Origin of the sequence: Escherichia sp. KTE96 (assembly GCF_000408525.1) — a bacterium.
Classification (GTDB): Bacteria; Pseudomonadota; Gammaproteobacteria; order Enterobacterales; family Enterobacteriaceae; genus Escherichia; species Escherichia marmotae.
On record NZ_KE137149.1, the window covers coordinates 2092277 to 2113408 of the forward strand.

General features: G+C 44.5%; 12 protein-coding genes and 2 pseudogenes. 13 read left to right on the forward strand and 1 reads right to left on the reverse strand.

Translation table 11 applies throughout. The features are described from left to right. The 7 genes and pseudogenes from ftsK to dmsC form a co-directional block, all read left to right on the forward strand. A pseudogene (ftsK, locus tag A1WG_RS25165) lies at positions 1-1653 on the forward strand (DNA translocase FtsK); the annotation flags it as partial. A gap of 158 nt (positions 1654-1811) precedes the next feature. Continuing rightward, positions 1812-2423, forward strand: coding sequence for an outer membrane lipoprotein periplasmic chaperone LolA (lolA, locus tag A1WG_RS04875; protein WP_001516101.1), 612 nt, complete (start codon positions 1812-1814; stop codon positions 2421-2423). A 9-nt stretch (positions 2424-2432) separates the two neighbouring features. Continuing rightward, positions 2433-3776 carry a replication-associated recombination protein RarA gene (rarA, locus tag A1WG_RS04870; protein WP_000067764.1) on the forward strand — a complete coding sequence of 448 codons (1344 nt, stop codon included), beginning with the start codon at positions 2433-2435 and terminating at the stop codon, positions 3774-3776. Between the two features lie 90 nt (positions 3777-3866). Continuing rightward, on the forward strand, positions 3867-5159 hold the full coding sequence (gene serS / locus A1WG_RS04865) for a serine--tRNA ligase (RefSeq protein ID WP_000886683.1): 1293 nt from the start codon (positions 3867-3869) through the stop codon (positions 5157-5159). A gap of 238 nt (positions 5160-5397) precedes the next feature. After that, positions 5398-7842, forward strand: a complete 2445-nt coding sequence (gene dmsA / locus A1WG_RS04860; protein WP_001516102.1) for a dimethylsulfoxide reductase subunit A — start codon at positions 5398-5400, stop codon at positions 7840-7842. 10 nt (positions 7843-7852) lie between these two features. Further along, complete coding sequence (dmsB, locus tag A1WG_RS04855) at positions 7853-8470, forward strand: dimethylsulfoxide reductase iron-sulfur subunit DmsB (RefSeq protein ID WP_000213098.1); 618 nt, start codon at positions 7853-7855, stop codon at positions 8468-8470. 1 nt (position 8471) lies between these two features. Then, entirely contained in the window at positions 8472-9335 is an 864-nt protein-coding gene (gene dmsC / locus A1WG_RS04850) for a dimethyl sulfoxide reductase anchor subunit DmsC (RefSeq protein ID WP_001516103.1), read from the forward strand. A 35-nt stretch (positions 9336-9370) separates the two neighbouring features. On the opposite strand, the gene ycaC is transcribed toward dmsC, so the two are convergent. After that, complete coding sequence (gene ycaC / locus A1WG_RS04845) at positions 9371-9997, reverse strand: isochorismate family cysteine hydrolase YcaC (RefSeq protein ID WP_000165876.1); 627 nt, start codon at positions 9995-9997, stop codon at positions 9371-9373. Between the two features lie 314 nt (positions 9998-10311). Here ycaC and A1WG_RS04840 point away from each other — a divergent pair, with 314 nt between their 5' ends. The 6 genes and pseudogenes from A1WG_RS04840 (at position 10312) to bcsB (ending at position 21060) form a co-directional block, all read left to right on the forward strand. Further along, the gene (locus tag A1WG_RS04840; RefSeq protein WP_000109280.1) at positions 10312-11460 is read left to right on the forward strand and encodes an MFS transporter; all 1149 of its coding nucleotides are present in this window, start codon (positions 10312-10314) and stop codon (positions 11458-11460) included. 182 nt (positions 11461-11642) lie between these two features. Continuing rightward, positions 11643-11741 (forward strand): annotated as a pseudogene (locus A1WG_RS25170) (hypothetical protein); the annotation flags it as partial. A gap of 1062 nt (positions 11742-12803) precedes the next feature. After that, complete coding sequence (locus A1WG_RS04835) at positions 12804-15152, forward strand: EAL domain-containing protein (protein ID WP_001516104.1); 2349 nt, start codon at positions 12804-12806, stop codon at positions 15150-15152. A gap of 4 nt (positions 15153-15156) precedes the next feature. Beyond that, positions 15157-16497, forward strand: coding sequence for a GGDEF domain-containing protein (locus A1WG_RS04830; RefSeq protein WP_001516106.1), 1341 nt, complete (start codon positions 15157-15159; stop codon positions 16495-16497). An 84-nt stretch (positions 16498-16581) separates the two neighbouring features. Next, the gene (gene bcsA, locus A1WG_RS04825) at positions 16582-18696 is read left to right on the forward strand and encodes a UDP-forming cellulose synthase catalytic subunit (protein WP_001516107.1); all 2115 of its coding nucleotides are present in this window, start codon (positions 16582-16584) and stop codon (positions 18694-18696) included. 66 nt (positions 18697-18762) lie between these two features. Next, positions 18763-21060 (forward strand): cellulose biosynthesis cyclic di-GMP-binding regulatory protein BcsB, encoded by a 2298-nt coding sequence (gene bcsB / locus A1WG_RS04820; RefSeq protein WP_001516108.1) that lies wholly within the window; start codon positions 18763-18765, stop codon positions 21058-21060. Positions 21061-21132: the final 72 nt, after the last annotated feature.

Below are 21132 nucleotides of genomic sequence, written 5' to 3' on the forward strand. Positions count from 1 at the left end.
CAGCCGCAACAACCGGTCGCGCCGCAGCCGCAATATCAGCAGCCGCAACAACCGGTCGCGCCGCAGCCGCAGTATCAACAGCCGCAGCAACCAGTCGTGCCGCAGCCGCAGGATACCCTGCTTCATCCGCTGTTAATGCGCAATGGCGACAGTCGTCCGTTGCACAAGCCGACAACGCCGTTGCCATCGCTGGATTTGTTGACGCCGCCGCCGAGCGAAGTGGAGCCAGTAGATACCTTTGCGCTCGAACAAATGGCACGTCTGGTGGAGGCGCGCCTGGCTGATTTCCGCATTAAAGCCGATGTTGTTAACTACTCACCAGGGCCAGTTATCACTCGCTTTGAACTGAACCTGGCACCGGGTGTAAAAGCCGCGCGTATTTCTAACTTGTCACGTGACCTTGCCCGTTCGTTATCAACAGTGGCAGTCCGTGTAGTTGAAGTAATCCCAGGTAAACCTTATGTAGGTCTGGAATTACCGAATAAAAAACGCCAGACCGTTTATTTGCGCGAAGTGCTGGATAACGCCAGGTTCCGTGATAACCCATCACCGTTGACGATTGTATTGGGTAAAGATATTGCCGGTGAGCCGGTGGTTGCCGATCTGGCGAAAATGCCGCACTTATTGGTTGCGGGGACTACCGGTTCCGGTAAGTCTGTCGGTGTGAACGCTATGATCCTGAGTATGCTCTATAAAGCGCAGCCGGAAGATGTGCGTTTCATCATGATCGACCCGAAAATGCTGGAGCTTTCGGTTTATGAAGGTATCCCGCATCTGTTAACGGAAGTCGTTACCGACATGAAAGATGCAGCGAATGCTCTGCGCTGGTGTGTCAACGAGATGGAACGTCGTTATAAGCTGATGTCGGCACTGGGTGTGCGTAACCTGGCAGGTTATAACGAAAAAATTGCTGAAGCTGATCGTATGATGCGGCCAATTCCAGATCCGTACTGGAAGCCGGGCGATAGTATGGATGCACAGCATCCGGTGCTGAAAAAAGAGCCGTATATCGTGGTGCTGGTGGACGAATTTGCCGACCTGATGATGACGGTGGGTAAAAAAGTGGAAGAGCTGATTGCACGTCTGGCGCAAAAAGCCCGTGCCGCGGGTATCCACCTCGTACTGGCAACGCAACGTCCTTCGGTTGATGTTATTACTGGTCTGATTAAAGCGAACATTCCGACCCGTATCGCCTTCACGGTATCCAGCAAGATCGACTCACGTACCATTCTTGATCAGGCTGGCGCAGAATCGCTACTGGGAATGGGGGATATGCTCTACTCCGGGCCTAACTCCACCATGCCAGTACGTGTTCACGGTGCCTTTGTTCGCGATCAGGAAGTACATGCGGTGGTGCAGGACTGGAAAGCCCGTGGTCGTCCGCAGTATGTTGACGGCATCACTTCCGACAGCGAAAGTGAAGGTGGTGCGGGTGGTTTTGACGGTGCTGAAGAGCTGGATCCGTTGTTCGATCAGGCGGTGGCGTTTGTCACTGAAAAACGCAAAGCGTCTATTTCCGGTGTTCAGCGTCAGTTCCGCATCGGTTACAACCGTGCCGCACGCATCGTAGAACAGATGGAAGCGCAGGGGATCGTCAGCGAACAGGGTCACAACGGTAATCGTGAAGTGCTGGCCCCACCGCCATTTGACTAATTGGTGAATCGTAGGCCGGATAAGACGTGATAACGTTGCATCCGGCACTCCATCAACTGAAAATTCAGTATTTTCTTCTTTCCTCAAGCTGATTATTAGCCTGGAATAGAGAGTAGAGAGAACTCCCGTTTGGGAGTGACGTAATTTGAGGAACAATGATGAAAAAAATTGCCATCACCTGTGCATTACTCTCAAGCTTCGTGGCGAGCAGCGTTTGGGCTGACGCCGCAAGCGATCTGAAAAGCCGCCTGGATAAAGTCAGCAGTTTCCATGCCAGCTTTACGCAAAAGGTCACTGACGGTAGCGGCGCTGCTGTACAGGAAGGTCAGGGGGATTTATGGGTGAAACGCCCTAATCTGTTTAACTGGCATATGACTCAGCCGGATGAAAGTGTTCTGGTTTCTGACGGTAAAACACTGTGGTTCTATAATCCCTTTGTTGAACAAGCCACGGCAACCTGGCTGAAAGATGCCACCGGCAATACGCCGTTTATGCTGATTGCCCGTAACCAGTCCAGTGACTGGCAGCAATACAACATCAAACAGAATGGCGATGACTTTATCCTGACGCCGAAAGCCAGCAATGGCAATCTGAAGCAATTCACCATTAATGTGGGGCGCGATGGTACGATCCATCAGTTTAGTGCGGTAGAGCAGGACGATCAGCGCAGTAGTTATCAACTGAAATCCCAGCAAAACGGTGCTGTGGATGCAGCGAAATTTACCTTCACCCCGCCGCAAGGCGTAACGGTAGATGACCAACGTAAGTAGAGGCCCTGAGTGAGCAATCTGTCGCTCGATTTTTCGGATAATACTTTTCAACCTCTGGCCGCGCGTATGCGGCCAGAAAATTTAGCACAGTATATCGGCCAGCAGCATTTGCTGGCTGCGGGGAAACCGTTGCCGCGTGCTATCGAAGCGGGGCACTTGCATTCCATGATCCTCTGGGGGCCACCCGGTACTGGTAAAACGACCCTCGCAGAAGTCATTGCCCGCTATGCGAATGCTGATGTGGAACGTATTTCAGCCGTCACCTCTGGCGTTAAAGAGATTCGCGAGGCAATCGAGCGAGCGCGGCAGAACCGCAATGCCGGTCGGCGCACCATTCTGTTTGTTGATGAAGTTCACCGCTTCAACAAAAGTCAGCAGGATGCTTTTCTACCGCATATTGAAGATGGCACCATCACTTTCATTGGCGCGACGACTGAAAACCCGTCATTTGAACTTAACTCGGCATTGCTTTCCCGTGCCCGAGTTTATCTGCTGAAATCCCTTAGCACAGAGGATATTGAGCAAGTACTGACTCAGGCGATGGAAGACAAAACCCGCGGTTACGGTGGGCAAGATATTGTTCTGCCAGATGAGACGCGTCGGGCGATTGCTGAACTGGTGAATGGCGATGCGCGCCGGGCGTTAAATACGCTGGAAATGATGGCGGATATGGCCGAAGTCGATAACAGCGGTAAACGTGTTCTGAAGACAGAATTATTGACGGAAATCGCCGGTGAGCGCAGTGCCCGCTTCGATAACAAAGGCGATCGCTTTTACGATCTGATTTCCGCGCTGCATAAATCTGTGCGCGGTAGCGCCCCCGATGCGGCGCTTTACTGGTATGCGCGAATTATTACTGCCGGTGGCGATCCGTTATATGTCGCACGTCGCTGCCTTGCAATAGCGTCGGAAGATGTCGGCAATGCTGATCCGCGTGCGATGCAGGTGGCAATAGCTGCCTGGGATTGCTTTACCCGCGTGGGTCCGGCAGAGGGCGAGCGCGCCATTGCCCAGGCGATTGTTTATCTGGCTTGCGCACCAAAAAGTAACGCTGTGTATACTGCGTTTAAAGCCGCGCTGGCCGATGCTCGCGAACGTCCGGATTATGACGTGCCAGTTCACTTGCGCAATGCGCCGACCAAACTGATGAAGGAAATGGGCTACGGGCAGGAATATCGTTACGCTCATGATGAAGCAAACGCTTATGCCGCCGGTGAGGTTTACTTCCCGCCGGAAATAGCACAAACACGCTATTATTTCCCGACCAACAGAGGCCTTGAAGGCAAGATTGGCGAAAAGCTCGCCTGGCTGGCTGAACAGGATCAAAATAGCCCCATAAAACGCTACCGTTAATGTTATCGTTGCGGTAATGTTGTTACTGTATCCCTGTGGTCGCAGGCTGTGGCCACATCTCCCATTTAATTCGATAAGCACAGGATAAGCATGCTCGATCCCAATCTGCTGCGTAATGAGCCAGACGCAGTCGCTGAAAAACTGGCACGCCGGGGCTTTAAGCTGGATGTAGATAAGCTGGGCGCTCTTGAAGAGCGTCGTAAAGTATTGCAGGTCAAAACGGAAAACCTGCAAGCGGAGCGTAACTCCCGATCGAAATCCATTGGCCAGGCGAAAGCGCGCGGGGAAGATATTGAGCCTTTACGTCTGGAAGTGAACAAACTGGGCGAAGAGCTGGATGCAGCAAAAGCCGAGCTGGATGCTTTACAGGCTGAAATTCGCGATATCGCGCTGACAATCCCTAACCTGCCTGCAGATGAAGTGCCGGTAGGTAAAGACGAAAATGACAACGTTGAAGTTAGCCGCTGGGGCACCCCGCGCGAGTTTGACTTTGAAGTTCGTGACCACGTGACGCTGGGTGAAATGCACTCAGGTCTTGACTTTGCAGCAGCAGTTAAGCTGACCGGTTCGCGCTTTGTGGTGATGAAAGGGCAAATCGCTCGCATGCACCGTGCGCTGTCGCAGTTTATGCTGGATCTGCACACCGAGCAGCATGGCTATAGCGAAAACTATGTCCCGTATCTGGTTAACCAGGACACGCTGTACGGTACTGGTCAGTTGCCGAAATTTGCTGGTGACCTGTTCCATACTCGTCCGCTGGAAGAAGAAGCTGACACCAGTAACTACGCGCTGATCCCGACGGCGGAAGTTCCGCTGACCAACCTGGTGCGCGGTGAAATCATCGATGAAGATGATCTGCCAATTAAGATGACCGCCCATACACCGTGCTTCCGTTCTGAAGCTGGTTCTTATGGTCGTGACACTCGCGGCCTGATCCGTATGCACCAGTTCGACAAAGTTGAAATGGTTCAGATCGTGCGTCCGGAAGACTCTATGGCGGCACTGGAAGAGATGACCGGTCATGCAGAAAAAGTCCTGCAACTACTGGGTCTGCCGTACCGTAAAATCATTCTTTGCACTGGCGACATGGGCTTTGGCGCTTGCAAAACTTACGACCTGGAAGTATGGATCCCGGCACAGAACACCTACCGCGAGATCTCTTCCTGCTCTAACGTCTGGGATTTCCAGGCACGTCGTATGCAGGCACGTTGCCGCAGCAAGTCAGACAAGAAAACCCGTCTGGTTCATACCCTGAACGGTTCTGGTCTGGCTGTTGGTCGTACGTTGGTTGCGGTAATGGAAAACTATCAGCAGGCTGATGGCCGTATTGAAGTACCAGAAGTTCTGCGTCCGTACATGAACGGACTGGAATATATTGGCTAATATCTAAATATGCCGAATCTAAAAAGCGCCTACGGGCGCTTTTTTTGTCTCCTTTTGATACCAAACAATAATTACATTTCACTTACGCGTAATACTACTTTCGAGTGAAAATCTATCTATCTCGTTGATTTTCAAATCATTCGATGTATACAAACCTATATAGCGCGCCGCTATAAAAATAATTACACAATACGGTTTGTTACTGGAATCAATCGTAAGCAAGCTTGAGTGAGCCATTATGAAAACGAAAATCCCTGATGCGGTATTGGCTGCTGAGGTGAGTCGCCGTGGTTTGGTAAAAACGACAGCGATCGGCGGCCTGGCGATGGCCAGCAGCGCATTAACATTACCTTTTAGTCGAATAGCGCACGCTGTCGATAACGCCATTGCGGCAAATTCTGACGAGAAGGTTGTCTGGAGCGCCTGTACAGTTAACTGTGGCAGCCGCTGCCCGCTACGTATGCATGTCGTGGACGGTGAGATCAAATACGTCGAAACGGATAATACCGGTGATGACAATTACGACGGCCTGCATCAGGTGCGCGCCTGTCTGCGTGGGCGTTCCATGCGTCGTCGCGTTTATAATCCTGATCGTCTGAAATATCCGATGAAACGGGTAGGGGCGCGTGGTGAAGGCAAATTTGAGCGCATTAGCTGGGAAGAAGCCTACGACATTATCGCTACTAATATGCAGCGTCTGATTAAAGAATATGGCAACGAATCCATCTATCTGAACTATGGTACAGGTACGCTGGGCGGCACCATGACCCGCTCCTGGCCACCGGGAAATACCCTGGTGGCGCGTTTAATGAACTGCTGTGGCGGTTACCTGAACCATTATGGTGACTACTCCTCCGCGCAAATTGCGGAAGGTCTGAACTATACCTACGGCGGCTGGGCTGATGGCAACAGCCCGTCAGATATTGAAAACAGTAAGCTGGTGGTACTGTTTGGTAATAACCCGGGCGAAACGCGAATGAGCGGCGGCGGGGTGACTTATTACCTCGAACAGGCGCGTCAGAAATCAAATGCTCGCATGATCATTATCGATCCGCGCTATACAGACACCGGTGCCGGGCGCGAAGATGAATGGATCCCGATCCGTCCGGGAACAGATGCCGCACTGGTTAATGGTCTGGCATATGTCATGATCACTGAAAACCTGGTTGATCAAGAGTTTCTCGATAAATATTGTGTCGGTTACGACGAAAAAACGTTGCCTGCCAGTGCGCCGAAAAACGGTCACTATAAAGCCTACATTCTGGGTGAAGGGCCGGACGGCGTTGCTAAAACGCCGGAATGGGCTTCGCAAATTACGGGTATTCCGGCGGACAAAATCATCAAACTGGCGCGGGAAATTGGCAGCACTAAACCGGCGTTTATCAGCCAGGGTTGGGGACCACAACGCCACGCTAACGGTGAAATCGCCACTCGTGCTATCTCAATGCTGGCGATCCTCACCGGTAACGTCGGTATTAACGGTGGCAACACCGGGGCGCGCGAAGGCTCATACAGCTTACCGTTTGTCCGTATGCCGACCCTCGAAAACCCGATCCAAACCAGCATTTCCATGTTTATGTGGACCGATGCGATTGAACGCGGCCCGGAAATGACAGCGCTGCGTGATGGTGTGCGCGGTAAAGATAAGCTGGATGTTCCGATTAAGATGATCTGGAACTATGCCGGTAACTGCCTGATTAACCAGCACTCGGAAATCAACCGCACCCATGAAATCCTTCAGGATGATAAGAAGTGCGAATTGATTGTAGTTATCGACTGCCACATGACCTCATCAGCAAAATATGCTGACATCCTGTTGCCGGATTGCACCGCCTCTGAGCAGATGGACTTTGCGCTGGATGCTTCCTGCGGAAATATGTCCTACGTAATTTTCAATGACCAGGTGATTAAACCGCGCTTTGAATGTAAGACCATCTATGAGATGACCAGCGAACTGGCAAAACGCCTTGGCGTCGAGCAACAGTTTACTGAAGGGCGTACCCAGGAAGAGTGGATGCGCCACCTGTATGCCCAGTCGCGAGAAGCGATTCCTGAATTGCCGACCTTTGAAGAGTTTCGTAAGCAGGGGATCTTTAAAAAGCGTGATCCACAAGGGCATCACGTTGCTTATAAAGCCTTCCGGGAAGATCCGCAGGCAAATCCATTGACCACGCCATCGGGCAAAATTGAGATCTATTCACAGGCACTGGCTGATATTGCAGCTACCTGGGAATTGCCAGAAGGCGATGTGATTGATCCACTGCCGATCTACACGCCGGGCTTTGAAAGTTATCAGGATCCGCTGAATAAACAGTATCCGCTGCAACTTACTGGTTTCCACTACAAATCTCGTGTGCACTCCACCTACGGTAACGTTGATGTGCTGAAAGCGGCTTGTCGCCAGGAAATGTGGATCAACCCAATTGATGCGCAAAAACGCGGTATCAACAATGGCGATAAGGTGCGGATCTTTAACGATCGCGGTGAGGTTCATATTGAGGCGAAAGTAACGCCACGAATGATGCCGGGCGTGGTCGCATTGGGTGAAGGTGCCTGGTATGACCCCGATGCGAAACGTGTTGATCAGGGCGGTTGTATCAACGTACTGACCACTCAACGCCCATCTCCTCTCGCCAAGGGGAATCCGTCACATACAAACCTCGTTCAGGTTGAAAAGGTGTAAGGAGTAACCGATGACAACCCAGTATGGATTTTTTATTGATTCCAGTCGTTGCACCGGTTGCAAAACCTGCGAACTGGCTTGTAAAGACTACAAAGATTTGACACCAGAAGTCAGCTTCCGTCGAATTTATGAATATGCGGGCGGCGACTGGCAGGAAGATAACGGCGTCTGGCATCAGAACGTATTTGCCTACTATCTCTCGATTTCATGTAATCACTGCGAAGATCCGGCGTGTACCAAAGTCTGCCCGAGCGGCGCGATGCATAAACGTGAAGATGGTTTTGTCGTTGTCGATGAAGATGTGTGTATTGGCTGTCGTTACTGCCATATGGCTTGCCCGTATGGTGCGCCACAGTACAACGAAACCAAAGGACATATGACCAAATGTGATGGTTGTTATGATCGTGTCGCGGAAGGTAAAAAACCGATCTGTGTCGAGTCTTGCCCGCTGCGGGCGCTGGATTTCGGCCCTATCGACGAGTTGCGTAAAAAACATGGCGATCTGGCCGCCGTTGCGCCGTTGCCAAGAGCGCACTTTACCAAACCAAATATTGTGATCAAACCTAACGCCAACAGCCGCCCAACCGGGGATACCACTGGCTACCTGGCAAATCCGAAGGAGGTGTGAGATGGGAAGTGGATGGCATGAATGGCCGTTGATGATCTTCACGGTCTTCGGGCAGTGTGTCGTGGGCGGTTTTATCGTTCTGGCATTTGCCTTGTTGAAAGGTGAACTTCGGGCCGATACCCAACAGCGGGTTATTGCCTGTATGTTTGGCTTGTGGGTACTGATGGGCATTGGCTTTATTGCCTCAATGCTTCACCTTGGTTCACCGATGCGCGCCTTTAACTCACTCAATCGGGTTGGCGCTTCGGCGTTGAGTAACGAAATCGCCAGCGGTTCGATCTTTTTTGCCGTTGGTGGCATCGGCTGGTTGCTGGCAATGCTGAAAAAGCTGTCACCGGTATTACGCGCGCTGTGGCTGGTGGTGACGATGGTTCTCGGTGTGGTATTTGTCTGGATGATGGTACGTGTGTATAACAGCATCGATACCGTACCGACCTGGTACAGCATCTGGACACCGATGGGTTTCTTCCTGACCATGTTTATGGGTGGCCCGCTGCTGGGATATCTGTTACTGCGTCTGGCGGGGGTTAATGGCTGGGTGATGCGTTTACTTCCGGCAATTTCAGTGCTGGCGTTGGTGGTGAGCGGTGTAATGTCTGTAATGCAGGGGGCTGAACTCGCTACGATTCACTCTTCTGTACAACAGGCTGCGGCGCTGGTGCCGGATTACGGTGCACTGATGGCCTGGCGGATTGTGCTTATCGCTGTGGCACTGTGCTTGTGGATTGCTCCGCAGTTAAAAGGTTTTCAGCCTGCGGTGCCGCTGCTTTCCGTGTCATTCATCCTGCTTCTTGCAGGGGAATTAATCGGTCGCGGCGTATTCTACGGTTTGCATATGACCGTGGGTATGGCTGTTGCCAGCTAAAGCGTTATAACCGGGGTTTCGGCCCCGGTTCTCTTTTATTTCTGTTTCGTTAAGGTGTCGTAACTGGTCATCAAATTACGATAATCAGGAATGTGGTTAGAGAACAGCGTCGCCAGGCCTTCGATATCGTTACGCCAGTCACGGTGCAGTTCGCAGGCGACACCAAACCACGTCATCAATTGCGCCCCCGCTTGTGACATGCGATCCCATGCCGAATGCCGGGTAATTTCGTTAAAGGTTCCTGACGCGTCAGTCACCACAAAGACATCAAACCCTTCTTCAATTGCGGAAAGTGCCGGAAATGCTACGCAAACCTCGGTTACCACCCCTGCAATAATCAGTTGTTTTTTACCTGTCGCTTTAACTGCTTTGACAAAATCTTCGTTATCCCAGGCGTTAATATTTCCAGGACGCGCAATATAAGGTGCATCCGGAAACTGTGCTTTCAGTTCAGGGACCAGTGGGCCGTTAGGACCAGTTTCAAAGCTGGTGGTAAGAATGGTAGGCAAATTGAAATATTTAGCTAAGTCACCCAGCGCCAGCACGTTATTTTTAAATTTGTCAGGTTCAATATCCCGCACAAGGGAAAGTAAACCAGCCTGGTGATCAACTAACAAAACAGCAGCATCATTTTTATCGAGACGAACATACGGTTTGGTCATTCTCTTCTCCTTTCGAGAGTCAGTGGTACGCCTGAAATCGTTCAGACGCGATGCGTTGCCCTGAAAGCATAGACGGGAAATCCAGGTTTGCTGTGACCATGAAATTTTTCGACTGAACGAAATGCATGAACTTTATGTTAGATCAATAAAAACAAGTAGATGAAACTGATTATCTTTTCGTCATTAGTGTTATGAATGAGTAATATAAATCGATAATACAGCCGCTACGTTATGTACGTATTTTCACCCATTGACAATGTTTTTGGTGGTGGCATGATGCGCATGAAATTTGAGCTTCCTCACGGTTTTAATTCATGTCCACGTATACCCGGCCTGTCATGCTTTTGCTGTCTGGCTTACTTTTGTTGACTCTGGCGATCGCGGTGTTAAATACACTGGTGCCGCTATGGCTCGCCCAGGCGCATTTGCCCACATGGCAGGTCGGTGTCGTCAGTTCATCTTATTTTACCGGCAACCTGGTCGGTACTTTACTGACAGGGTATGTCATTAAACGCTTTGGGTTTAATCGCAGTTATTACCTTGCTTCCTTCATTTTTGCGGCAGGCTGTGTCGGGCTTGGTTTGATGATTGGATTCTGGAGCTGGTTAGCCTGGCGTTTCGTCGCAGGCGTCGGTTGCGCCATGATTTGGGTTGTGGTGGAAAGCGCGCTGATGTGCAGCGGAACGTCACGTAACCGTGGGCGGTTACTTGCTGCCTATATGATGGTTTATTATGTGGGGACGTTTTTAGGCCAGTTACTGCTCAGTAAAGTTTCAACCGAATTGATGAGCGTATTGCCGTGGGCTACGGGGTTGACCCTGGCGGGGATCTTGCCGCTGCTGTTTACTCGTATCCTGAATCAACAGGCTGAAAATCATGCTTCGACGCCCATGACGTCAATGCTAAAACTTCGCCAGGCACGACTTGGCGTGAATGGCTGCATTATCTCGGGAATCGTTCTGGGTTCTTTGTATGGTCTGATGCCTCTGTACCTCAATCATAAAGGGATTAGCAATGCCAGCATCGGATTCTGGATGGCGGTACTGGTTAGTGCCGGTATCCTCGGGCAATGGCCAATTGGCCGTCTGGCGGATAAATTTGGTCGTCTGCTGGTACTGCGTGTTCAGGTATTTGTCGTCATTCTCGGTAGTATCGCGATGTTAAGTCAGGCGGCAATGGCTCCAGCATTGTTCATCCTCGGTGCAGCCGGTTTTACGCTCTATCCGGTGGCGATGGCCTGGGCTTGTGAGAAAGTTGAACATCATCAACTGGTCGCAATGAATCAAGCATTGTTGTTGAGTTATACCGTGGGTAGTTTGTTTGGGCCGTCTTTTACTGCCATGCTAATGCAGAATTTTTCTGATAATCTGCTGTTTATCATGATCGCCAGTGTGTCGTTTATCTACTTACTGATGCTGCTACGCAATGCCGGACACACACCAAAACCCGTTGCTCACGTCTAAATGAATTAGTGAAGAGTGTGAACTTGTTGTCCGCACTCTGTTTTCTTATTCCCTCTTTACACGAGCTTTCAGCAAAATTTATTTGTAAAAATAAAATGTACAGCAGATTGTAATTTTTATTCCACCATTTTCGCATTTCTTATTTTCCACACAATCCCCCTGTTTAGAGATATCTATTAAATATTAGCGAAAGATCGGTCTATGCTGAGAGCGTTCAGGAAAAACAGTTGCGCTGGTACAACATTGTGCTGATGTCATTTATCACCGATTGGGGGTTGGGCAGGAAATAGATTAAAAGAACGAGTCGATCTGATAACGCTAAAGTTAAGTTTTTCTTAAGAGATGAATGGTGATAAATGTTGTCGTGATAATACGAATTTAAGTTATTGGAAAGCTTTATTTTTAGATATGGTGATAATTTAAATTGTTGGCTATTTTGCGCGTTATTATTCTGAGTTCCGCAGTGAACTATTTCTTATGGTAACAGTTTGATTTTTGAGGACAAAGTTTAAACAACGCCCAGCACTATAAAATCGTTTTTTTTTGATCTGCATCAACAATGTTGCATGTTATCACTTTTGGTTAAATTTGCTGAAAATAGTTGCAACTATTGTTTCGTTATGTAGAAAATACATTTCTAATCTGGTTTAAAATTCTGCTAATTTGATATTTTATAGGATTTTAAACTTACAAAAACCTTCTCTCACTAGAATCTACTCATACCAGGCATGGTTCACAGACTATTGTTTTAAAAATAAAATAGTCGTCTGCCACTGCACCTTATTGTTTTATCGATCGTGTATTCCTCAACGTATTTATCTGTTCAGGTTGATGGGCGCTCTACAGCCTTAGCAATCAACTAATAATGACCACTTTCTCTAAGGTTATTGATTAATTTATTTGGGTTAAAAGAGTCACATTGCTCATATCTGAAGAACAGATAAATAAACGGAATGGATTGCTGAGATTACATATTAATGCCTCTTTTGGGTGGTAAAAGTGGCGATGGCGCAACTGTGCGGTATGTGACAGTTATGTCGACATTTATAAATATTTTCATATCTTAATTATTTCGTTGAAAATTAACGAAAGGCGGTAGCGTGGGCAAAAGAGACAAAAGCACGAATATTAAGTATAACAATGTTGGTTCAGTTAAAGTAAAAACTATGATAATCACTTTTGTAAATTAAGGAAAAATGAATCTTCTCATCATGGTATATTCGTTGGGAGGAAATGTTTCAAGTAATAAAATCATAATGAGGGATATTAACACCATCAATTATAAGTAATTTTATACGATGTAATATCGGAACTATTGATAACACTTTAGTCAGAACTCCAATATGTATAGCATTACTGAAAAATTAAATTCAAGATTTAACACTGCGCTTATATTAGCCGTTACAGTCTATATTATTTTGTCATTTATTACGGCGATTGATTTTCATAAAAAAATAGAAGAAAATTCTTCGCGTATTAATCTTATACTTATTAACAATAATTTAAATAATTTTTTTTCTAAAATTGAAAAAGAAGCTGATGCGTTAAAAGATGCTATTTATCTGTTACATGATGAAAATGAAATCAAACAAGCGGTCATCCATCGGATGAAAAAAATAGATTCCGTTAATCTAGTTGGGATAATGTTGAATAACGGGAAGTATCTTAGCTTTATTCGAACTGATGGTGGTGTGATTAAGTTTTTTGGCCAATCAGAACCCGGTAAACCTTTTACTGGGGTTGATGGTGAAATTAGCGATAAATACTTTGATCCTGAATCTCGCCCCTGGAATAAATTGCCGAAAGGGACTTATTCAAAATGGTCACCGTGGTATAACTGCTATGGCATTGCAGGGAAAAAATGTTTCTCGTTTTCATTACGTCCATCCGAAGAAGAAAAAAATTCGTTTGCTCTGAAGTTAATGCATTTAGATCTTGATGAAAGATATTTTAGTAATTATCTTAATAAATTGGCTGGTGAAGCTGATATTTTATTCATGGAGCAGAATAAAAAAATTATGGTAGGTAATGAAAAATCAATGCTGCATCTTATTGTTCGTAACTCATCAGGTAGTTATAACATAAGTAATGACAGTGGCAACTATACCGATAATGTCATATCACTCCCCAGACTTCCTGATGTCAGATTCCATTATTTTCACTATCAGAAATCAGAGGATGCAAACATCAATAAATATTTTACATTGATGTTTTTATGTGGTTTGGTTTGCTTCTGTTTATTATGGTATGTTGTTGAAAAGATAACAAAGAAAATTAAAAAAGAGTCCAATAAACTGATAGAGCATTTGAAAAAATTAGCGAATTCAGTATACCGCAACGACAAAATTGAAATTGTGCAAAATGACAGCAGTGAGATTATTGAGCTGAAAAAAATCATTAATAACATAAGTGATAAATACAAAGAACGAATGGAGCGGTTACTTAATCTTGTTTCTTGTGAGCAAGGAAGTTGCTTCTATATCAATAAATCTGTTATTGAAACCAACAATAAAACCTACTTAGCAGTTGGCATGCTTTGTATCTATGGATTAGAGTTTGTTGAGGCGATACATGGAAGTAAAAAATATGACGAGATTATAAATGATATAAAATCAAAAATATCAGAAAAATATTCTCGATACTGTGACATACTGAAAGTCTCAACTGAAACATATTTGTTGCTATGTCATACTCATTGTGAAGAGTTCATCGAGCAATTATCAATTTTAAATCTCCCTGACCATATTATTTGTCTAAGAAATATTTATGTTCATAAAATTGCTATTTGCGAAACTTTTGTGGGGGAAAATGTATCAAATTATGAAGGCAAGCTGAAACTGGCATTAACGGCTATGCGAGAAAATAAAGAATCTGAATTTATGTTTTATGATGATATCAAGGCTCATGAACTTGATCAAAAAGTCTGGGTCGCTGGAAATATAAAAAAGGGGATTGCGAGTAGTGAGTTTTATTTAGTCTATCAACCTATTATTGATATGGCGAATAATAAGGTTGTAGGTGCGGAGGCGTTATGCCGTTGGTTGTCAGTTGAAAATGGCATAATACCACCATCAATTTTCGTACCTGTTGCTGAAGAAATTGGCTTAATTAAAGAATTGGGTGATTTTGTACTGGAAACGGCTATTGGAGAATTTGGGGCATTTAGCCGTGAATATGAAATTACGAATGATTTTCTCCTGCATATTAATGTATCTCCGTGGCAATTAAATGAATTTGATTTCCACTTCCGGGTTTTGTCATTAATTAATACGTTTAGTATAAATGCTGATCAAATCTGCCTGGAGATCACCGAATCGGCAGTAAAAGACATAAATGATAGCTTTTACAATAATATAAATATTTTAAAAGAAAACGGTATTAAGATTTCACTTGATGATTTCGGCAGCGGTTTAGCTGATTTGAAAAAACTTTATAAAGTAAGGCCTGATAGCATTAAAATTGATTCGGAGTTTACCTCAGGAATTTTCGATGAAACAAACAGAATTGTCTATTTCATATCCAGCCTTGCCCGTGAAGAAAATATGCCGGTTATAGCTGAAGGTGTTGAAACCGAAAGCCAGGCCAGAGAATTACAAAAGTTAGGATTCTCTCATGTCCAGGGATACTTATACCAGAAACCGTTACCATTTTTAGAGTGGCATATAGACAATAAACCGAAAAAAAGAAAATAACGCAATGTTCAAATATAAAAAAAAGGCCGCAGGAATCTGTTTTTTGTATTTTTTGTGCGTCTCTGTAGTCACTTGTTATTTATACACTATGTATGTTAAAGACCGAGTTAATTCGGTAAAGGTATCTATTATTGATAGTGGGCTTGCTATTGCTAATGTGTCTGAGTATCGTCGTTCAGTATCTAATAATGTATTTTATGAACTAGAGATATCACCAGATGAACTGTTAAATAAAATACGCGATAGCTTTTCAAATTTCCAACATCCTGGATATTTATATGATCTGGGTCCTTATATGATTAGTGATGATAAATGTATCAAAATTACGTCAAAAGGAGATGATTTTTGTGACGACATAGTTTCCTCTGTTCGGGTAATTAACGAATTTGAAAGAGGTGTTATTAGTTTAAAAGATAAATACTATGTTTATTATGCACATCCCATAGCAAAAAGAACTAGTTTGATATCAGTAGTGGATCCAGAACGTTATTTATCTCTGATAAGAAATCAGTCAGGGGAACGAGAAGATATCTATGTCTCATTTTATGATATTAATGATAATGAAAAGAAAATTGCGGGTGATGATTTTTTGATAAATGATGCTGTATTTGAGATCTCAGCCATCACCCTGACATATTCTTATATCCCTGAAATGATATTTATCGTGGCTTACAAAAAAAGCAAGTATATTTATATGTGTTTGCTATTTGTTTTTGCTTCGGCGGTATCTGCAGTCATAATATATTACTATTATATTAATTTGCTGCAAAACATTATATATAAGGGTAGGTTGGAAAAAGAATCAATATTGTCGGATCATCATTATGGTTTACGTGGAGAAAATCTATTCTTTAATGCTGAAGAGATCAATGCAATTAGAGAAATATATGATTTTGGCACTTATGATGCGCTTACACGGGCTTCAGGTCGCCGGAGTTTTGATAAAGATATCAAAATATTGAGCGAAAAATTTGGATACTTATGTCTGTTTGACATAGATAAATTTAAAACCATTAATGATAAGTTTGGCCATTTGTTTGGTGATGAGGTACTCATAAAAATAGTTAATCTTATTAAAGATGAATTGCCTCGCAGTAAAGGTGAAATTTATCGGTTTGGCGGCGATGAGTTCGCTATCATTTATCATGATAAAGATGTAAATCAACTAACAAGAATTTTGCACCGAATTGTTCATTTCTCGATGGGTGGGTTGAATTGTAGTTGCAGCATTGGCGTAGCTAATACTGACGAGTGTATGAATAATATTGAACGGTTGAAATTGTTGGCAGATGAACGATTATACAAAAGTAAGCAAAATGGTAGAGCTCAGATAACATGGTGTTAATGTGTTAAATTTCATTGAATTGGTTACTTATGTTTCAAAAAAACACACAGTTTGAATAATAGTATTAATGAATGACTAGATGCCATGATCTTTAAAAATAAAGAAGCATACAACAAAATCCTTCTGGTTGTTGCTATATTGCTATGTTTTGTTTTTATATCGATTGTCGAACAGCCTCTTGGACTTTATCAACAAATATTATTCTCTATTATCATTTGCATCTCTGTTTTTCTCATCAATTTTGTTAAGGGAAGGATAATTACCCTTATTTTGATGGGGATTGGCGTACTCATATCTTCCAGATATCTATGGTGGCGTTACTCTTCTTCAGTTATCCTGGATGAGGTTCCAGACAGCTTCTTTTCAGTAACGCTATTAGTTGCTGAGACGTATGCCTGGCTTGTCTTATTACTGGGTTACTTTCAGGTTTGCTTTCCATTGAACAGAGAGTGTATACCCTTACCAGACAATAAAGAAGAATGGCCTAATGTTGATATATTAATACCCACTTATAATGAACCTCTGACGGTTGTGAAGAATACAGTTTATGGTGCACTGGCATTAGACTGGCCAAAAGATAAATTACACGTCTGGATCCTTGATGATGGCGCCAGGCAAGAGTTTAGAAGATTCGCAGATGAATCAGGCATTCATTATGTCGCAAGAGAAACACATGAACATGCTAAGGCCGGAAACATAAATAATGCGCTTAAAATAGCTAACGGAGAATTTGTTGCTATTTTTGATTGCGATCATATACCTTCTGTTTCTTTTTTAACGAAAACAATGGGTTGGTTTATTGCTGATGAAAAACTATCGATGTTGCAAACACCACATCATTTTTTCTCCCCTGATCCTTTTGAGCGAAATCTGGGACAGTTTCGGCAAAAGCCAAATGAAGGGCATCTCTTTTATGGATTAATCCAGAATGGAACGGATACCTGGAATGCTTCATTTTTTTGTGGTTCGTGCGCAATTATCCGTAGATCTGCTTTGGATGAGGTGGGTGGCATTGCAGTCGAAACAGTAACGGAAGATGCGCATACGTCGTTACGTTTGCATCGTGCAGGTTACAGCTCTGCGTACCTTCGCTATCCTCTGGCTGCCGGACTTGCCACCGAAACATTATCAGCCCATATTGGGCAACGGATTCGGTGGGCCAGGGGAATGATCCAAATCTTGCGTATTGACAATCCATTATTAGGCAAAGGCCTGACATTATCACAGCGCCTTTGCTATCTCAGCAGCATGATGCACTTTTTATCAGGTGTGCCACGACTGATTTTCTTGTGTGCACCATTATGCCCCATTTTCTTTTCAGTTAATCTGATAGATGCATCGATAGCGGATATTATGTCTTATGTTTTGCCTTATCTATTTGTTATCGTTTTAACTAACTCAAGAATACAAGGAAAATACAGGCATTCTTTCTGGAATGAGATTTACGAAATGGTGCTGGCCTGGTACATTACGCTACCGACGCTTGTTGCATTACTTGCTCCGGCAAAAGGGCGCTTTAATGTTACGGCTAAAGGGGGATTAATAAAAAATAAGTTTGTTGACTGGCGAATATCATATCCCTACCTCATTTTTGCTATTTTAAACTTACTTGGATTGATAATGGGTATTGTTAATTTTTATAATTTGCAAGGGCATATTGCGATCCTGAATCTCTTTTGTTTAGTTTGGTTGCTTTATAATACAATTATTATTGGCGCAACTCTGGCTGTCTCTATTGAACAAAAACAGGTGCGTTTTTCTCCGCGTATCGACGTGTCTTTCAAAGGTGTGATCCAACTGACTGATGGGCGAAACTACCCTTGTTCTGTTCTTGATTTCTCCGAAGGAGGACTAGGGGTTATCATTGATAATATTTCCGACCTAAAAGATATTGATAAAACACAGCAGTTGTCTCTTCATCTGGATGATGGTTACGGAAAATGCGATATTCCAGTACAAATAGTTCATGCTTACAATAATAAAATTGGCCTGAAGATTATGCCAATGAGCCATGAACAAAGTATTAATTATGTTAGAGCGACATTTTCTCGTGATTCAATATGGCAAGAATGGAATGATAAAATATCCCAGGATAATATTCTAAAGAGCTTTTTTGAAATATCTTTCATCTCTCTGAAAGGTTACTGTAATATGATTTTTTATATTCTCCAGAATATTAAAGGACGTTCTAAGGGTTAGTTTTGTTTCTGGTTGCTAACTAAATATTTATTGTGTGTATTTGTTTTTGGTTCTTGAGTTTTTAAAATGGGAAGAAAGTTTTTTAAGGCTGGTTTTGCAATAATTTTCTTGGGGTTGTTATGCATTTATCAGGCAAATGCAGCATCGACTACACATACAACGATTAATAAACCTACCACCGGGATAATATTACCTTCTGTGCAGAAGGAGAACGTTTCTATTTATGAGAAAGTGCCATCCCGCCAGTTAAAGCTCCCATTTACGCAAATAGCAGCAGTGCCAGGTAATATTGTTCTGAGTGGAGTCAACCCTCAGGGTCATATTGAGTTTGGTATGCGCAGTGATGAAATGGTTTCAGAAGCGAAACTAAAACTTGAGTATACCCCATCGCCGTCGTTACTCCCTGTCCAGTCACAACTTAAGGTTTATCTTAATGATGAGTTGATGGAGGTATTACCGATTTTCAAAGAACAACTGGGGAAAAAAACGTTGACGGAAATATCTCTCAATCCATTGTATTTCTCCGATTTTAACCGCTTGCGTTTCGAATTAATTAGTCACTACCAGAGTGCATGTGAAAATTTGACCAGCAGCCTGTGGCTTGATATTGGGCGCAACAGCGAACTGGAACTGACGTTTCAGAGACTCAATCTGAAAAATGATCTTTCATATTTTCCGGTGCCATTCTTTGATCCACGAGATAACCGTACCAATACATTGCCGATGGTATTTGCCGGTACTCCTGACAAAGGGTTGCAGCAGGCATCAGCAATTGTCGCTTCGTGGTTTGGTGCACAATCGGGATGGCGTGGTCATCGATTCCCTGTTTTCTATGACCAGTTACCAGAAAGTAATGCAGTGGTATTTGCCACTAATAATAGACGACCAGACTTTCTACGTGATCATCCGTTGGTGAATGCACCTGTTATTGAAATGATCAACCATCCGCAAAATCCTTTCGTCAAATTGTTGGTACTTTTTGGTCGCGATGACAACGATTTATTACAGGCGGCAAAAGGCCTTGCGCAGGGAAATATACTGTTTCGCGGCGATAGTGTGGTCGTCAATGATGTGGAGCCGCTTTTGCCGCGCAAACCTTATGATGCGCCAAATTGGGTACGCACTGACCGTCCTGTAACTTTCGCAGAGCTTAAGACATATGAAGGGCAATTACAGGCAAGCGCCCTGGAGTCTGCGGCAATTAATATTTCATTTAATTTGCCACCAGATCTCTTTCTGCTACGTAACCGCGGTGTTGATATGAAGATTAACTATCGCTATACCACACCAATGGTGAGTGGTTCGCGCGTGGATGTCAGCCTTAATAATCAGTACCTGGAATCTTTTCGTCTAAATACTCAATCTGCTACGGATCGACTGCTGTTACGTTTACCGTTATTGCAAGAATTGTTGGATGACAATAATAAAATTACCGTTCCGGCGTTGACACTGGGGGCGCTCAATCAATTGCGATTTAATTTTGAATACGTTAATACGATACCGCGCGCTGATGCTGATAGCTGTATTATTTCCCGGCCTTTGAAAAATCATGCAGTCATTGCAGATGATTCCACTATCGATTTTTCAAAGTATCATCACTTTATCGCCATGCCTGATTTACGCGCCTTTGTCAGCGCAGGCTTTCCTTTTAGTCGAATGGCTGATTTATCAGAAACAGTTGTCGTTATGCCTGAAAAGCCTGGTGCAACGCAGGTTGAAATATTGCTAAATACCCTGGGATTGATTGGTGCTCAAACCGGGTTTCCAGCCATTAATCTGACAATTACTGATGATATAAGCTCCGTTCGGAGCAGGGATGCAGACATTCTGTTGATAGGGACACTTCCACAAGAATTAGAAGACAAACAGCAAATAAATCTGCTTATTGAGGCAACGACACGTTGGGTAAAAAGTCCAATGCGGCACGCTAAATATGTCCAAATTGAGGCAGATAAAAACGATCAAAATTCGGAAACACAATCAACCATAGTTTCCCCATCGCCAATGGCTGCGGTGGTTGGTTTTCAGTCCCCGTATCATACCCAACGTAGCGTAATTGCATTGATGACCGAAGGAGCACGCGGCGATGGGTTACTCAACAATGCGTTGGTTGATAGTGTAAAGCGCGGCAATATCTTTGGCTCAGTCGCGGTTATTCGTGAATCTGGTGTCGATAGTTTACGGGCTGGAGATACTTATTATGTGGGGGATCTTCCCTGGTTTGAGCGTATCCAATACGTGTTAGCGAGACATCCCGTTCTGTTGGCGGTGTTGGCAACACTCAGTGTGGTGCTATTGGCATGGGTGGCCTGGCGTCTGCTACGCATTATTAGCCGCCGTCGTCTGAATCCTCATCAACAGTAATTCATCGTCATTTTTATTTTGCAGCTCAATCCTGTCCTGGCCTTAAACAGGCAGGGCGGGGAGCTGCACTCA

Coding starts and splice junctions, on each gene's coding strand:
- bcsA (WP_001516107.1), top strand. CDS start 16,582: ATGATCTTTAAAAATAAAGAAGCATACAACAAAATCCTTCTGGTTGTT.
- dmsC (WP_001516103.1), top strand. CDS start 8,472: ATGGGAAGTGGATGGCATGAATGGCCGTTGATGATCTTCACGGTCTTC.
- serS (WP_000886683.1), top strand. CDS start 3,867: ATGCTCGATCCCAATCTGCTGCGTAATGAGCCAGACGCAGTCGCTGAA.
- A1WG_RS04840 (WP_000109280.1), top strand. CDS start 10,312: ATGTCCACGTATACCCGGCCTGTCATGCTTTTGCTGTCTGGCTTACTT.
- ycaC (WP_000165876.1), bottom strand. CDS start 9,997: ATGACCAAACCGTATGTTCGTCTCGATAAAAATGATGCTGCTGTTTTG.
- A1WG_RS04830 (WP_001516106.1), top strand. CDS start 15,157: ATGTTCAAATATAAAAAAAAGGCCGCAGGAATCTGTTTTTTGTATTTT.
- dmsB (WP_000213098.1), top strand. CDS start 7,853: ATGACAACCCAGTATGGATTTTTTATTGATTCCAGTCGTTGCACCGGT.
- dmsA (WP_001516102.1), top strand. CDS start 5,398: ATGAAAACGAAAATCCCTGATGCGGTATTGGCTGCTGAGGTGAGTCGC.
- A1WG_RS04835 (WP_001516104.1), top strand. CDS start 12,804: ATGTATAGCATTACTGAAAAATTAAATTCAAGATTTAACACTGCGCTT.
- bcsB (WP_001516108.1), top strand. CDS start 18,763: ATGGGAAGAAAGTTTTTTAAGGCTGGTTTTGCAATAATTTTCTTGGGG.
- lolA (WP_001516101.1), top strand. CDS start 1,812: ATGAAAAAAATTGCCATCACCTGTGCATTACTCTCAAGCTTCGTGGCG.